We start from the raw sequence: 15,557 nt of genomic DNA, 5'->3' as shown, positions 1-15,557 counted from the left end.
GCCCCTACGCGTGCGTAGCGTCGCTCTGCGTGGAAAGTGACAGGCCGAAGCCCCTTACGCAGCGGGCGGTCGCGCCTTACCCTGATCCCTGCTCGATAGTTACTCGCGAGTTAAACAACAGCCCGAAACCCCCACCGTGAGTTAACCCAGCCGCACCGAGTCAGCCGCGCCGTCGCGGGCCCCGGAGGATGTTGTGACCGACACACAGACCTTGATCGAGAACCGTCCGCCGTCCGTGGCGGCCCTCTTCCTGGAGCGAGTGGCGGCCACACCGGACGCCGAGGCCTACCGCTACCCGGTGCCGCCGGCCGCGGGCCAGGGACCCGACGACTGGAAGTCGCTGAGCTGGGCCGAGGCGGCGCAGCGGGTGTACGCGATCGCGGCCGGGCTCATCGAGCTGGGCGTCCAGGCCGAGCAGCGGGTGGCGCTCGCCTCCTCCACCCGGGTCGAGTGGATCCTCGCCGACCTCGGCATCATGTGCGCGGGTGGCGCCACCACCACCGTCTATCCGCAGACCAACGCGGACGAATCGGCGTTCATCCTCTCCGACTCCGAGAGCCGGGTGCTGATCGCCGAGGACGCGGCCCAGCTCGCCAAGGCCCTGGAGAAGCGTGCCGAGCTGCCCGACCTGACCAAGGTCGTGGTGATCGACCCGGCCGGCGCGGAGACCGGTGACTGGGTGATCACCCTCGCGGAGCTGGAGCAGCGCGGCACCGCCTACCTGGAGGAGCACCCGGAGCTGATCAAGGAGCGGGTCGGCGCGATCACCAAGGAGCAGCTCGCCACCCTCATCTACACCTCCGGCACCACGGGCCGGCCCAAGGGCGTGCGCCTGCCGCACGACAACTGGGCGTACATGGCGAAGGCGATCGCCGCGACCGGCCTGGTCACCATGGAGGACGTGCAGTACCTGTGGCTGCCGCTCGCCCACGTCTTCGGGAAGGTGCTGACCTCCGGCCAGATCGAGGTCGGGCACGTCACCGCCGTCGACGGCCGGGTCGACAAGATCATCGAGAATCTGCCGGTCGTGCAGCCGACGTACATGGCGGCCGTGCCGCGCATCTTCGAGAAGGTCTACAACGGCGTCGCGGCGAAGGCCCGTGAGGGCGGTCCGGCGAAGTACAAGATCTTCCAGTGGGCCGCCGAGGTCGCCCGCGAGTACGCCAAGGTCACCCAGGACAACTTCCGTCGCACCGGCACCGCCTCGGCGCCCTTCGGACTCGCCGCCAAGCACAAGGTGGCCGACACCCTCGTCTACGGCAAGCTCCGCGAGGCCTTCGGCGGCCGGCTGCGCGCCTGTGTCTCCGGAGCCTCCGCGCTCTCCCCGGAGATCGGCTACTTCTTCGCCGGCGCCGGCATCCACATCCTGGAGGGCTACGGCCTCACCGAGACCTCCGCGGCCTCCTTCGTCAACCCGGGCGAGGCCTACCGCACCGGCACGGTCGGCAAGCCGCTGCCCGGCACCGAGGTCCGTATCGCCGAGGACGGCGAGATCCTGCTGCGCGGCCCCGGCATCATGGAGGGCTACCACAAGCTGTCCGACAAGACCGCCGAGGTGCTGGAGTCCGACGGCTGGTTCCACACCGGGGACATCGGCGAGCTGTCGCCCGACGGCTATCTGCGCATCACCGACCGCAAGAAGGACCTCATCAAGACCTCCGGCGGCAAGTACGTCGCTCCCGCCGAGGTCGAGGGCCAGTTCAAGGCGGTGTGCCCGTACGTGTCCAACATCCTCGTGCACGGCGCCGACCGGAACTACTGCACCGCCCTCATCGCCCTGGACGAACTCGCGATCGAGGAGTGGGCGAAGGGGAACGGCCTGGAGGGCAGGCCGTACGCGGAGATCGTCGCCGCGCCGCAGACGGTCGAGATGGTCGACGGGTACGTCAAGCAGCTCAACGAGGGGCTGCAGCGCTGGCAGACCATCAAGAAGTTCCGGCTGCTGCCGCGGGACCTCGATGTGGAGCACGGCGAGATCACGCCGAGTCTGAAGCTGAAGCGGCCGGTGGTGGAGCGCGAGTACAAGCACCTCATCGAGGAGATGTACTCCGGCACGCGGGAGGCCTAGAGCCGACCCCGGTAAGGGCCGGCGCCGGGCCTCGCAGGGGCCTGCGCCGGCTCGCGGAAGGCATGGCGCCGACCCGCGAGAGGGCGGCCGGCGGCCCCCAGCGGCCCTCGGCTCGGCCCGCCACCGGCCGCAGGGGCCCACCGGCCGAGGGCCCGCCACCGGCCGCAGGGGCCCACCGGCCGAGGGCCCGCCGTCGGCCGCGGGGCGTTCATGGCTCGTCCGCGGCTCGTCGGCGGCCCGTTCGCGGGTGGTCGTGCGGCCCCCGCACCCGTGGGAATTTGCGCTCACCGGCGCTCGAAAGCTTGCCATTTCTGCCCACTTCGTTGACTCAGCGCATATGAGCGCCCGCGCTCTGTCATCGTGGCGCCATGGACATGGCGGCCATACCGACGCAGCGGGAGAGCGAGACCCGGCCCGGCGAGACGCGGGGCCGGGCCACACTGCCCGGGAGCCCCCTCGCCCCGGGTGCGGCCCGCGCGCTGGTGCGTGCCGCGCTGGACCAGGCGCCCGGGGTCTCCGTCCGGCTGGCCGAGGACGCTCTGGCCGTGGTGAGCGAGCTGGTGACCAACGCCGTCGTGCACGCCGGCACCGACGTGCAGGTCGACTGGCGGCTGGAGGAGACCGGCGCCTTCGTGGTCGAGGTGTGCGACCAGCACCCCTCCCGCGCCCCCCGGGACGCGACGAGCGGCGAGGGACCGTACGACACCCCCGAGTACGGGCGCGGCCTGCGCCTCGTCGCCACCCTCGCGGAGTCCTGGGGCGTCACCTACCGCACCGGCGCCAAGACCGTGTGGGCCCGGCTGCCCCCGGGCGGCAGCGAGGCACTCGACGGCCCCGCCCCGGATCCCGCCCTGGAGGTCGCCGAGGACCTCGCCCCCCAGCCGCACCGCGCCGACGGCGACCGGGACTGGCTCGGCCGGGGCGCCCTGTCCTTCCTCGCCGAGGCCTCCGACCTGCTCGCCGGACAGCTGGACGAGAACCTGGTCGCCGCGCTCACCGGCCAGCTGATCGTGCCCCGGCTCGCCGACTGGTGCGCGGTGTGGCTGGAGGACGAGGCGTCCGTGCGCGGCGGCGCCGGCGGCGGGCCCGCCCGGGTGTGGCACGCCAGCGAGGCCCGCATCGAGGAGCTGCGGTGCGCCCTGGAGAAGGAGCCGCCGGGCCCGCCGGACGGGGTGCGCTCCGGCCCCGAGCCCTACCCCTGGCCCGGCCATGCGCTCGGCCCGCAGGGCACCCACGGGACGGCGCTGTCGTACCGGCTGATCGCGGGCGGCCGGCCGCTCGGCACGCTGGTCATCGGCAGGTGCGGCCTGATGGGCTTCCCCGACGAGGTCACCGGCCTGGTGGAGGACCTCGGCCGACGGGTCGCCCTGGCCATCGGCGCGGCCCGCCAGTACGCCCGCCAGGCCACCATCAGCGCCGTCCTCCAGCGCGGACTGCTGCCCGGCGCGGTCGCCGAGATCCCGGGTGTGAGCAGCGCACTCGTCTACGAGCCCTGCGACAAGGGCGGTCCGAGCGGCGACTTCTACGACCTGTTCCCGGCGGGCGACGGCCGCTGGTGCTTCGCCGTCGGCGACGTCCAGGGCAAGGGACCGGAGGCGGCCGTGGTGATCGGCCTCGCCCGCCCCTGGCTGCGTCTCCTCGCCCGCGAGGGCTACCGGGTCGCCGACGTCCTGGACCGCCTCAACCAGCTCCTGCTGGACGACGCCACCGAGGCCGCCGACGCCGCCGCCCGCGCCCTGGTCGCCGCCGGCGGCCGGCCCCTGGCCTCCGGGGACGGCGCGCAGACCCGCTTCCTGTCCCTGCTCTACGGCGAGCTGACCCCTCACGACGGCGGGGTCCGCTGCACCCTCGCCTCCGCCGGCCACCCGCTGCCGCTCGTCCTCGGCCCCGACGGCACCGTGCGCACCGCCGCCCGCCCGCAGACCCTCCTCGGCGTCGTGGAGGACGAGACGTACACCAGCGAGACCCTGGAGCTGCGGCCCGGTGACAGCCTGCTGTGCGTCACCGACGGGGTGACCGAGCGGCGCTCCGGCTCCCGCCAGTTCGACGACGGCGACGGCCTCGCCCGCGCCCTGTCCGGCTGCGCCGGGCTCAGCGCCGAGCTGATCGCCGAAAGGATCCGCCGCCTGGTCCACGACTTCGGCGGCGGCCTGCCCGAGGACGATCTGGCCCTGCTGGTGCTCCAGGCGGAGTAACGCCCCCGGTGCTGGACAATGGAAGGCATGCCTTCCGCACTCCCCGACGGCGAGCCCGTCCCCGCCGACGGCGCGCTGCCCGCGCCCGCGCTCGCCGGGGCGGCCGACCGGCCGCTCGGCTTCTACCTGCACGTCCCGTACTGCGCCACCCGCTGCGGCTACTGCGACTTCAACACGTACACCGCGACCGAGCTGCGCGGCACGGGCGGGGTGCTGGCCTCCCGGGACAACTACGCGGACACCCTCGCGGACGAGGTCCGGCTGGCGCGGAAGGTGCTGGGCGACGACCCGCGCGAGGTCCGTACGGTCTTCGTCGGCGGCGGTACGCCGACCCTGCTGGCCGCCGACGACCTCGTCCGGATGCTGGCCGTGATCCGGGACGAGTTCGGGCTCGCACCGGACGCCGAGGTCACCACGGAGGCGAACCCGGAGTCCGTCGACCCCGCCTACCTCGCCACCCTCCGCGAGGGCGGCTTCAACCGGATCTCCTTCGGCATGCAGAGCGCGAAGCAGCACGTGCTGAGGATCCTCGACCGCACCCACACCCCCGGCCGCCCCGAGGCGTGCGTCGCGGAAGCGAAGGCCGCGGGCTTCGACCACGTCAACCTGGACCTGATCTACGGCACACCGGGGGAGAGCGACGACGACTGGCGGGCCTCGCTGGACGCGGCGATCGCGGCCGGCCCCGACCATGTCAGCGCCTACGCGCTCATCGTCGAGGAAGGCACCCAGCTCGCCCGCCGCATCCGCCGCGGCGAGGTGCCGATGACCGACGACGACGTGCACGCCGACCGCTATCTGATCGCCGAGGAGAGGCTGGCCGAGGCGGGCTTCGACTGGTACGAGGTCTCCAACTGGGCCACCTCCGAGGCGGGCCGCTGCCTGCACAACGAGCTGTACTGGCGCGGTGCCGACTGGTGGGGCGCCGGACCGGGCGCGCACTCGCACGTGGGCGGGGTGCGCTGGTGGAACGTCAAGCACCCGGGCGCCTACGCGGCCGCCCTCGCCGCCGGCCGCTCCCCGGGCGCGGGCCGTGAGCTGCTGTCCGACGAGGACCGGAGGGTGGAGCGGATCCTGCTGGAGCTGCGGCTGCGGGAGGGGGTGCCGCTGTCCCTGCTGAAGGAGGACGGCCACGCGGCTTCCCGCCGGGCGCTGGCGGACGGACTGCTCCAGGAGGGGCCGTACGCCGAGGGGCGGGCGGTGCTCACGCTGCGGGGGCGGCTGCTGGCGGACGCGGTGGTGCGGGATCTGGTGGACTGATCACTCGGGCGAGTGAGTCCCCCGGAACGCCGGTGCGGCCCCCGTGTGGTTCGTGGGCTGCCGCCGACGGGACGTTGCGGACGGTCAGGCCACGGGGACGACTCACGCCCCACCGCTGCCCGTGACGAAGTCGATCAGTTCCTCCACCCTCCCCAGCAGCTCCGGCTCCAGGTCCTTGTAGGAGCCCACCCGCTTCAGGATCGCCTGCCACACCGCCCCGGTGTTCTCCGGCGGCCAGCCCAGCGCCCGGCACACGCCCGTCTTCCAGTCCTGCCCCCTGGGCACGTCCGGCCACGCCGCGATGCCCAGCGAGGCCGGTTTCACCGCCTGCCAGATGTCGATGTACGGGTGGCCGACCACCAGCGCGTGGTCGCTCGTCACCGACTCCGCGATCCGCCACTCCTTGCTGCCCGGCACCAGATGGTCCACCAGCACGCCCAGACGGGCGTCCGGGCCCGGGGCGAAGGACTCCACGATCGCCGGCAGGTCGTCCACGCCCTCCAGATACTCCACGACCACGCCCTCGATGCGCAGGTCGTCGCCCCACACCTTCTCGACCAGCTCGGCGTCGTGCCGGCCCTCGACGTAGATGCGGCCGGCGCGGGCCACCCGCGCGCGTGCCTGCGGGACGGCGACCGAGCCGGAAGCCGTACGGGTGGGCCGTGCCGGAGCCGAGGACGGCCGGACCAGCGTCACCGCCCTGCCCTCCAGCAGGAAGCCGCGCGGCTCCAGCGGGAACACCCGGTGCTTGCCGAAGCGGTCCTCCAGGGTCACCGTGCCCGCCTCGCAGCGGATCACCGCCCCGCAGAACCCGGTGCCGGGCTCCTCCACCACCAGACCCGGCTCGGCCGGAACCTCCGGCACGGGCGTCGGCTTCTTCCAGGGCGGGGTCAGGTCGGCGGAGTACTGGCGCATTCGGATGACGATAGGAGAAGCCGCGCACCGGCGCCCACGACACGCCGGGAGTGGCTCAGCTCACGCCGAACCGCGTTGCCAGCGCGTCGCGTTGCCGCCGTACGAACCCCGCGTCCACCACCGCCCCGTGTCCGGGCACGTACAGCGCCTCCTCGCCGCCCAGCGCCAGCAGCCGGTCGAGCGCGTCCGGCCAGCGTGAGGGGACCGCGTCCGGACCCGCCTGCGGCTCCCCGGACTCCTCCACCAGGTCGCCGCAGAACACCACCTCCGGATCCCCCGGCACCAGGACCGCCAGATCGTGCGCGGTGTGCCCGGGACCCACGTTGGCCAGCAGCGCCTGCCGGCCGTCGCCGAGGTCGAGCGTCCACTCGCCGGAGACCAGATGGCCGGGCGGGACCAGCGTCTCGGCCGCCTCGTCCGCGTCCGCCGCCCCCAGACCGTTCCTGACCGCGTCCAGGCGCAGCTCCTCGCGCTCGTACGCGAGCACCGCGTCCAGACCCACCGCCGCGTACACCTGGACGCCGGCGAACGCCGGCGCCCCGAAGACGTGGTCGAAATGGGGGTGCGTCAGCGCGAGATGGGTCACACGGCCGCCGGCCAGTTCCTCCGCCTGCGCCCGCAGCCGGGACCCCTCGGCCAGACTCGACCCCGCGTCCACCATGAGCGCCGTGCCCCCGCCCAGCACCAGCCCCGCGGTGCAGTCCCAGCCGGGCAGCCGGCACCGCCCCACCCCGGCGGCCAGCCGTTCCCACCCCAGCTCTTCCCAAGTCACGGTCATACCGGCGACGCTAGCGGTACGAGCCGGAACGGCGGCCCGACCTTGCCCAGTGTGTACCCGACAGCCGTACACTGGGCCGGGGAATGCTGGCACTCACATGCGAAGAGTGCCAGGCGGACGATCCGCAGGGACGAGGGGACGACGTGCTGGAGGTGCGCGCGAATGCTGAGTGAACGCAGGCTTCAGGTACTGCGCGCCATCGTCCAGGACTATGTGGGCACCGAGGAACCGGTCGGTTCCAAGGCGCTCACCGAGCGGCACAACCTCGGTGTCTCCCCGGCGACCGTCCGCAACGACATGGCGGCCCTGGAGGACGAGGGGTACATCGCGCAGCCGCACACGAGTGCGGGGCGCATCCCCACCGACAAGGGTTACCGGCTGTTCGTGGACAAGCTTGCGGGCGTGAAGCCGATGACCGCGCCCGAGCGCCGCGCGATCCAGAACTTCCTGGAGGGCGCCGTCGACCTCGACGACGTCGTCGCGCGGACGGTGCGGCTGCTGGCGCAGCTGACCCGGCAGGTCGCGGTCGTGCAGTACCCGTCCCTGATCCGGTCCACCGTCCGGCACGTGGAGCTGCTCTCGCTCGCTCCCGCGCGCGTGATGCTCGTGCTGATCACGGACACCGGCCGGGTCGAGCAGCGGATGGTCGACTGCCCGGCGCCGTTCGGGGAGGCCTCGCTGGCGGATCTGCGGGCACGGCTGAACAGCCGGGTCGCGGGCCGCCGGTTCACCGATGTGCCGAGGCTGGTCGAGGACCTGCCGGACGCCTTCGAGGCGGAGGACCGCGGTACGGTCTCCACGGTGCTCTCCACTCTGCTGGAGACACTCGTCGAGGAGAACGAGGAGCGGCTGATGATCGGCGGTACCGCCAATCTCACCCGCTTCGGGCACGACTTCCCCCTTGTGATCAGGCCCGTCCTGGAGGCCCTCGAGGAGCAGGTCGTGCTCCTCAAGCTCCTGGGCGAGGCGAAGGACCCGGGCGTGACCGTGCGCATCGGCCACGAGAACGCCCATGAAGGACTCAACTCCACCTCCGTCGTGTCGGTCGGCTACGGTTCGGGCGGCGAGGCAGTCGCCAAGCTCGGCGTGGTCGGACCGACCCGCATGGACTACCCGGGAACGATGGGAGCGGTACGCGCAGTGGCACGGTACGTCGGACAGATCCTGGCGGAGTCGTAAGTGGCCACGGACTACTACGCCGTTCTCGGCGTGCGCCGCGACGCGTCGCAGGATGAGATCAAGAAGGCGTTCCGTCGGCTCGCGCGCGAGCTGCACCCGGACGTCAACCCCGACCCGAAGACCCAGGAGCGGTTCAAGGAGATCAACGCCGCTTACGAGGTGTTGTCGGACCCGCAGAAGAAGCAGGTCTACGACCTCGGCGGCGACCCGCTCTCCCAGTCGGGAGGGGCCGGCGCGGGCGGCTTCGGCGCGGGCGGCTTCGGCAACTTCTCCGACATCATGGACGCGTTCTTCGGCACGGCGTCGCAGCGCGGCCCGCGCTCGCGCACCCGGCGCGGCCAGGACGCGATGATCCGGATCGAGGTCGAGCTGGACGAGGCGGCCTTCGGGACGACCAAGGACATCCAGGTCGACACCGCGGTCGTCTGCAACACCTGCAACGGTGAGGGCGCGGCCCCGGGCACGTCCGCCCAGACGTGTGACATGTGCCGCGGACGGGGCGAGGTCTCCCAGGTCACCCGGTCCTTCCTGGGCCAGGTCATGACCTCCCGGCCCTGCCCCCAGTGCCAGGGCTTCGGCACGGTCGTGCCGACCCCGTGCCCCGAGTGCGCCGGCGACGGCCGCGTCCGCTCCCGCCGCACCCTCACGGTCAAGATCCCGGCCGGTGTGGACAACGGCACCCGGATCCAGCTCGCGGGCGAGGGCGAGGTCGGCCCCGGCGGCGGACCGGCCGGCGACCTGTACGTCGAGATCCACGAGCTGCCGCACCCGATGTTCCAGCGGCGCGGCGACGACCTGCACTGCACGGTCACCATCCCGATGACCGCGGCGTCCCTCGGCACCAAGGTGCCGCTGGAGACGCTGGACGGCCTGGAGGAGGTCGACATCCGGCCCGGCACCCAGTCCGGCCAGTCGATCCCGCTGCACAACCGGGGCGTCACGCATCTGCGCGGCGGCGGCCGGGGCGACCTGATCGTGCACGTCGAGGTCACCACCCCGACCAAGCTCGACCCCGAGCAGGAGCGGTTGCTGCGCGAGCTGGCCAAGCTCCGGGGCGAGGAGCGGCCGCAGGGACAGTTCCAGCCAGGTCAGCAGGGGCTGTTCTCCCGGCTGAAGGACGCCTTCAACGGGCGCTGAGCCGTGACATACGGGGTGCTTCCGCACCCCGTATGCCTCTGTCCTATGCCCATGGAAGCCCGGATTCGGACTTGTACGGAGGACGTGACAACATGCGGTCATGTCCTCCGCGCTGACCGGTCTCTGCCCCCACCCGATCGTGCAGGCCCCCATGGCGGGCGGTGTCTCCGTCCCGCAGCTCGTCGCCGCCGTCTCCGAGGCCGGCGGCCTCGGGTTCCTCGCCGCCGGCTACAAGACCGCCGACGGCATGTACCAGGAGATCAAGCAGCTCAGGGGGCTCACGAGCCGTCCCTTCGGCGTCAACGTGTTCATGCCGCAGCCGGAGCACGCCGAGTCCGGGGCCGTCGAGGTGTACGCGCACCAGCTGGCCGGTGAGGCCGCGTGGTACGAGACCGAGCTGGGCGACCCGGACAGCGGCCGGGACGACGGCTACGACGCCAAGCTCGCCGTCCTGCTCGACAACCCCGTCCCGGTGGTCTCCTTCCACTTCGGGGTGCCGAGCCGGGAGGTGCTCGACAAGCTGCGCCGGGCCGGGACCGTCACCCTGGTCACCGCCACCACCGCCGAGGAGGCCCGCGCGGTCGAGCGGGCCGGGGCGGACGCGGTCATCGCGCAGGGCGCGGAGGCCGGCGGCCACCAGGGCACCCACCGGGATCTGCCGGAGAACGACGGCTCCGGCATCGGCCTGCTGTCGCTGATCGCGCAGGTCCGGGAGGCCGTGCGCATCCCGATCGTCGCCGCGGGCGGCATCATGCGCGGCAGCCAGATCGCCGCCGCCCTCGCGGCGGGCGCGAGCGCCGCCCAGCTGGGCACCGCGTTCCTCGCCACCCCCGAGTCCGGCGCGCACGCCCTGCACAAGCAGGCGCTGACCAACCCCCTGTTCGCGCGCACCGAGTCGACCCGCGCCTTCTCCGGCCGCCCGGCCCGCGGACTGGTCAACCGCTTCCTGCGCGAGCACGGCCCGTACGCCCCCGCCGCCTACCCGGAGGTCCACCACCTCACCTCGCCGCTGCGCAAGGCCGCCGCCAAGGCCGGGGACGCGCAGGGCATGGCGCTGTGGGCGGGACAGGGCCACCGGCTGGCCCGGGATCTGCCGGCCGGGGAACTGGTGGAGGTGCTGGCGGCCGAACTCGCCGAAGCCGGGACAGCGTTGTCCGACCTGCCGCGGACCGGAGGCGGCCCGCGATGACCGCTCCCGTCTTCGTCGTGGACCGACTCGACCCGATCGGGCCCGAGTTCGTGCTCGACGGTCCCGAGGGACGACACGCCGTCTCCGTGAAGCGGCTCCGGCCGGGCGAGGACGTGGTCCTCACCGACGGGCGCGGACGCTGGGCGGAAGGGGTCGTCAAGGCCGCCGAGGGCAAGGACCGGCTGGTCGTCACGGACCTGGAGTCCGTGCACGAGGAGCCGCCGCCGGCCCCGCGGATCACCGTCGTGCAGGCCCTGCCCAAGGGTGACCGCGGTGAACTCGCCGTCGAGACCATGACCGAGGTCGGCGTCGACGCGATCGTGCCCTGGCAGGCGTCCCGCTGCATCACCCAGTGGAAGGGCGAGCGCGGACTGAAGGCGCTCGGCAAGTGGCGGGCCACCGCCCGCGAGGCCGGCAAGCAGTCCCGCCGGGTCCGCTTCCCCGAGGTCGCGGACGCGGCGACGGCCAAGCAGGTGGCCGCGCTGCTCGCCCGGGCGGACTTCGCCGCCGTGCTCCACGAGAGCGGTGACGAACGCCTCGCCACCGCCGAACTCCCGGCCGCGGGGGAGATCGTGCTGGTCGTCGGTCCCGAAGGCGGCGTCGCCCCCGAGGAACTGGCGCTCTTCGCGGAGGCCGGTGCCCGGCCCTACGTCCTCGGGCCCACCGTGTTGCGCACATCCACCGCCGGCACCGCCGCCGCGGCCCTGCTCCTGGGCCGCACCGGCCGCTGGTCCTGAACCGTCAGGGGGACATCGTGGAACTCGCCCAAGTCCGGCTCCTGGTCACCGACTTCGCGGCCTGCTACCGCTTCTACGCCGACGTCCTCGGGCTCAAGCCGCAGTCCGGGGCGACCGAGGGCCCGTACGAGAAGTTCAGCCCGCACACCGGCTCCGCCGGGATCGCGTTGCAGGACCGGGTGATGATGGCCGAGGTCCTGAACGAGCTGGGGGAGACCGCCACCGGTCACCGCTCCCTGGTCGTCCTGCGCGTCGACGACCTCGACGCCTACTGCGCGGAGATCGTGTCCCGGGGCGCGGTCCTGCTGCACGGCCCGGCCCCCATGACCGACCGCATGCGCGTGGCCCACCTCAAGGACCCGGAGGGCAACCTGGTCGAGCTCCAGGAGTGGCTGCTGCTGCGCGGCTGACGGCCGGCCGCGACGCCCAGGCGGCCGGCCCGCGCCGACCGGGGCCACCGTCGTCTCCGTCGACCGCCGGGGCGAGACGGACGACGGGCGGAAGATCGTCGTCACCGGGCTGGTGACGGGGCCGTCGACGGTGCCTGGGTGCGCGGGGACCTGACGGGCGAGGTCGACGGCAGACGGGTGTTCCACGTCGGCGGGCTCGGGAACTGCGCCGCGGGATCCGGAGCGACGTACCACCCGCCCACCGCGGGACAGCCGACGCCCGCCGTGACCGTCACCGTCGCACGGACGGTGTGGCCCGTGCCGGGCAAGTGATCGGAAACCGGGAGCGGGCCGTGCCGGTCGCTGCGTAGAGTGACGGGGTGACTCAGGGCGCTTCGACGGGAACCACGGCAACGACGGCAACCACACGGGACACGGCGGACTCCGCCTATCTCCAGTACCCCCATCTGCACGGCGACCTGGTGACCTTCGTCGCCGAGGACGACGTCTGGCTCGCACCGCTCGACGGCGGCCGGGCCTGGCGGGTCAGTGCCGACAACACGCCGGTGACCCTGCCCCGGATATCACCGGACGGACGGCACCTGGCCTGGACCTCCACCCGCGACGGAGCCCCCGAGGTGCATGTCGCCCCGGTCGAAGGCGGCCCCGCGCGGCGGCTGACGTACTGGGGCAACCGCCGCACGGAGGTGCGCGGCTGGACCCCGGACGGGCGGGTGCTCGCGCTGGGCGCGCACGGCCGGCCCAGCTTCCGGCAGACCTGGGCGCACGCCGTCCCGCTGGACGGCGGACCGGCCGAGGCCCTGCCGTACGGCCCGGTCGGCAGCGTGGCCTTCGGGCCGGCCACCGTGCTGCTGTCCGCGCCGATGGGCCGCGAGGCCGCCTACTGGAAACGCTACCGCGGCGGCACCGCGGGCAAGTTGTGGATCGACCGGGAGGGGGACGGGGAGTTCGCGCGGCTGCACGAGGACCTGGCCGGGAACATCGAGTTCCCGGTGTGGGCGGGCGACCGGATCGCCTTCCTCTCGGACCACGAGGGCACCGGCGCGCTGTACTCCTCCCTCGCCGACGGCTCCGACCTGCGCCGGCACACCCCTCTCGACGGCTTCTACGCCCGGCACGCGGCCGGCGACGGCACCCGGGTCGTCTACAGCTCGGGCGGTGAACTGTGGCTGCTGGACGACCTGGAGGGCGCCGAGCCGCGCCGGCTCGACGTACGCCTCGGCGGACCCCGCGTCGACCTGCGGCCGTACCCGGTCAACGCCCCCCGCTGGTTCGGCGAGGCGTCTCCCGACCACACCGCACGCGGCAGCGCCGTGTGCGTGCGCGGCGGGGTCCACTGGGTCACCCACCGCTCCGGTCCCGCCCGCGCCCTGTCCGCCACCCCCGGCGTCCGCGCCCGGATGCCGCGCGCCTTCCGCGCCGAGGGCGAGGAATGGGCGGTGTGGGTGACCGACGCCGAGGGCGAGGACGCCCTGGAGTTCGCCCCCGCCACCGGCACCGTGCTCGGTGCCCCGCCGCGCCGGCTCGCCGCCGGACAGCTCGGCCGGGTCCTGGAGCTGGCTGTGGCACCCGACGGCAGCCGGGCCGCCGTCGCCGCGCACGACGGCCGGCTGCTGCTCGTCGAGCGGGAGACCGGCGAGGTTCGCGAGGTCGACCGCAGCGACGACGGCGAGGTCTCCGGCCTCGCCTTCTCGCCCGACTCCGCCTGGCTCGCCTGGGCCCACCCCGGCCCCCGACCGCTCTCCCAGCTGCGCATCGCCCACACCACCGACCTCTCGGTCACCGAGGCGACCCAGCTGCGCTTCCAGGACTACGCGCCCGCCTTCACCCTCGACGGCAAACACCTCGCGTTCCTCTCCAACCGCGCCTTCGACCCGGTCTACGACGAACACGTCTTCGATCTGGCGTTCGTGGTCGGCGCCCGCCCGCACCTGATCACCCTGGCCGCCACCACGCCCTCGCCCTTCGGCCCGCAACGCCACGGCCGCCCCTTCGAGGCCCCCGACAAGGACGAGACACCCGACGGCGAGGGGACCCCCGCCACCCGTATCGACCCCGAGGGGCTCGCCGACCGGATCGTGCCCTTCCCGGTGGAGGCCGGCCGCTACTCCACCCTGCGCGCCGCCAAGGACGGAGTCCTGTGGCTGCGCCACCCCGTGCAGGGCGTCCTCGGGGCCGCCCGCGCCCACCCCGAGGACCCCGACCCGCACACCGAGCTGGAGCGCTACGACCTCGCCCAGCGCCGCCTGGAGCACCTCGCCTCCGCCGCCGACCACTTCGAGGTCAGCGGCGACGGCAAACGCGTCCTGCTGTGGACCGAAGGCCGGCTCCGGGTCGTGCCCAGCGACCGGCGCACCGGCGGCGACGACGACGGCGACACCAGCGTCACCGTCGACCTCGCCCGGGTCCGGCAGACCGTCGACCCGGCCGCCGAGTGGCGGCAGATGTACGACGAGACCGGCCGCCTCATGCGCGACCACTACTGGCGGCCCGACCTCGGCGGCGTCGACTGGACCGGCGTCCTCGACCGCTACCGCCCCCTCCTGCGCCGCCTCGCCACCCACAGCGACCTGGTCGACCTGCTCTGGGAGGTGCACGGCGAACTCGGCACCTCGCACGCCTACGTCACCCCGCGCGGCGGCTCCGGCGGCGCCCGGCACGGCCTGCTCGGCGCCGACGTCTCCCGGCACCCGGACGGCAGTTGGCGCATCGACCGGATCCTCCCGTCGGAGACCTCCGACCCCGACGCCCGCTCCCCGCTCGCCGCGCCCGGGGTCGCCGTACGCCCCGGTGACGCGATCGTCGCCGTGGCCGGTCACGCCGTGGACCCGGTGACGGGCCCCGGCCCGCTCCTCGTCGGCACGGCCGGCCACCCCGTGGAACTGACCGTCTCCCCGGCCGGCGGCGGCGAACCGAGGCACACCGTCGTCGTCCCCGTCGCCGACGAGGAACCCCTGCGCTACCACGCCTGGGTGGCCGACCGCCGCGCCCATGTCCACGCGGCCTCCGGCGGCCGGCTCGGCTACCTGCACGTCCCCGACATGCAGGCCCCCGGCTGGGCCCAGATCCATCGCGACCTGCGCGTGGAGGTGACCCGGGAGGGCCTGGTGGTCGACGTCCGGGAGAACCGCGGCGGCCACACCTCCCAGCTCGTCGTGGAGAAGCTGGCCCGCCGGATCATCGGCTGGGACCTCCCGCGCGGCATGCGCCCCACCAGTTACCCGCTCGACGCCCCCCGCGGTCCGGTCGTCGCCGTCGCCAACGAGTTCTCCGGATCCGACGGCGACATCGTCAACGCGGCGATCAAGGCCCTCGGCATCGGCCCGGTCGTCGGCACCCGCACCTGGGGCGGTGTCATCGGCATCGACAGCCGCTACCACCTGGTCGACGGCACGCTGGTGACCCAGCCGAAGTACGCGATCTGGCTGGAGGGGCAGGGCTGGGACGTGGAGAACCACGGCGTGGACCCGGACGTGGAGGTCGTGCAGCGGCCACAGGACTGGGTGTCCGGCACGGACGCCCAGCTGGACGCGGCGATCGCCCTCGCGCTGGAGGCACTGGAGGACAGCCCCGCGAAGACACCGCCGGCGATGCCCTCCTGAGAGGCGCGGGGCCGTACCGGGCCGCGGCCCCGCCGCGGAGCGGGATCACGCCCCGCCGGGCCCCACCCGAACGACTACGATTGCCCC

At 73.6% G+C, this 15,557-nt stretch carries 12 protein-coding genes; 10 read left to right on the top strand and 2 right to left on the bottom strand.

The features are described 5' to 3' along the window. The first annotated feature begins 193 nt into the window (after positions 1-193). The 3 genes from ACZ7KF_RS11285 (at position 194) to hemW (ending at position 5,523) form a co-directional block, all read left to right on the top strand. Entirely contained in the window at positions 194-2,068 is a 1,875-nt protein-coding gene (locus ACZ7KF_RS11285; protein WP_471071715.1) for an AMP-dependent synthetase/ligase, read from the top strand. Between the two features lie 374 nt (positions 2,069-2,442). Continuing rightward, positions 2,443-4,263 carry a SpoIIE family protein phosphatase gene (locus ACZ7KF_RS11280; protein ID WP_471072250.1) on the top strand — a complete coding sequence of 607 codons (1,821 nt, stop codon included), beginning with the start codon at positions 2,443-2,445 and terminating at the stop codon, positions 4,261-4,263. Between the two features lie 27 nt (positions 4,264-4,290). Beyond that, complete coding sequence (gene hemW / locus ACZ7KF_RS11275; protein WP_471071712.1) at positions 4,291-5,523, top strand: radical SAM family heme chaperone HemW; 1,233 nt, start codon at positions 4,291-4,293, stop codon at positions 5,521-5,523. A gap of 102 nt (positions 5,524-5,625) precedes the next feature. Here the strand turns inward: hemW and ACZ7KF_RS11270 are convergent, their stop codons facing one another. Together ACZ7KF_RS11270 and ACZ7KF_RS11265 are read right to left on the bottom strand one after the other, a co-directional pair. After that, positions 5,626-6,438, bottom strand: coding sequence for a DUF3097 domain-containing protein (locus tag ACZ7KF_RS11270; protein WP_471071709.1), 813 nt, complete (start codon positions 6,436-6,438; stop codon positions 5,626-5,628). Positions 6,439-6,493: 55 nt separating this feature from the next. Continuing rightward, positions 6,494-7,216, bottom strand: coding sequence for an MBL fold metallo-hydrolase (locus ACZ7KF_RS11265; RefSeq protein WP_471071706.1), 723 nt, complete (start codon positions 7,214-7,216; stop codon positions 6,494-6,496). A 162-nt stretch (positions 7,217-7,378) separates the two neighbouring features. Here ACZ7KF_RS11265 and hrcA point away from each other — a divergent pair, with 162 nt between their 5' ends. The 7 genes from hrcA (at position 7,379) to ACZ7KF_RS11230 (ending at position 15,470) form a co-directional block, all read left to right on the top strand. Continuing rightward, a complete protein-coding gene (gene hrcA / locus ACZ7KF_RS11260; RefSeq protein WP_471071703.1) occupies positions 7,379-8,395 on the top strand; it encodes a heat-inducible transcriptional repressor HrcA in 1,017 nt (338 codons plus the stop codon). Then, entirely contained in the window at positions 8,396-9,532 is a 1,137-nt protein-coding gene (dnaJ, locus tag ACZ7KF_RS11255) for a molecular chaperone DnaJ (RefSeq protein WP_471071700.1), read from the top strand. 100 nt (positions 9,533-9,632) lie between these two features. Continuing rightward, a complete protein-coding gene (locus ACZ7KF_RS11250; RefSeq protein ID WP_471071698.1) occupies positions 9,633-10,721 on the top strand; it encodes a nitronate monooxygenase in 1,089 nt (362 codons plus the stop codon). Further along, the gene (locus ACZ7KF_RS11245; RefSeq protein ID WP_471071695.1) at positions 10,718-11,458 is read left to right on the top strand and encodes a 16S rRNA (uracil(1498)-N(3))-methyltransferase; all 741 of its coding nucleotides are present in this window, start codon (positions 10,718-10,720) and stop codon (positions 11,456-11,458) included. The genes ACZ7KF_RS11250 and ACZ7KF_RS11245 overlap by 4 nt, the downstream gene beginning before the upstream one ends. A gap of 17 nt (positions 11,459-11,475) precedes the next feature. Beyond that, positions 11,476-11,868 carry a VOC family protein gene (locus tag ACZ7KF_RS11240; RefSeq protein ID WP_471071692.1) on the top strand — a complete coding sequence of 131 codons (393 nt, stop codon included), beginning with the start codon at positions 11,476-11,478 and terminating at the stop codon, positions 11,866-11,868. 138 nt (positions 11,869-12,006) lie between these two features. Continuing rightward, positions 12,007-12,180 (top strand): hypothetical protein, encoded by a 174-nt coding sequence (locus tag ACZ7KF_RS11235; RefSeq protein WP_471071689.1) that lies wholly within the window; start codon positions 12,007-12,009, stop codon positions 12,178-12,180. 149 nt (positions 12,181-12,329) lie between these two features. Then, the gene (locus tag ACZ7KF_RS11230; RefSeq protein WP_471072247.1) at positions 12,330-15,470 is read left to right on the top strand and encodes a S41 family peptidase; all 3,141 of its coding nucleotides are present in this window, start codon (positions 12,330-12,332) and stop codon (positions 15,468-15,470) included. Positions 15,471-15,557 lie beyond the last annotated feature (87 nt).

The sequence above is a fragment of the Streptomyces sp. NPDC038200 genome, from assembly GCF_055600785.1.
Note: the sequence above shows the minus strand (reverse complement) of the source record. Positions and strands in the feature narration are given on the sequence as shown.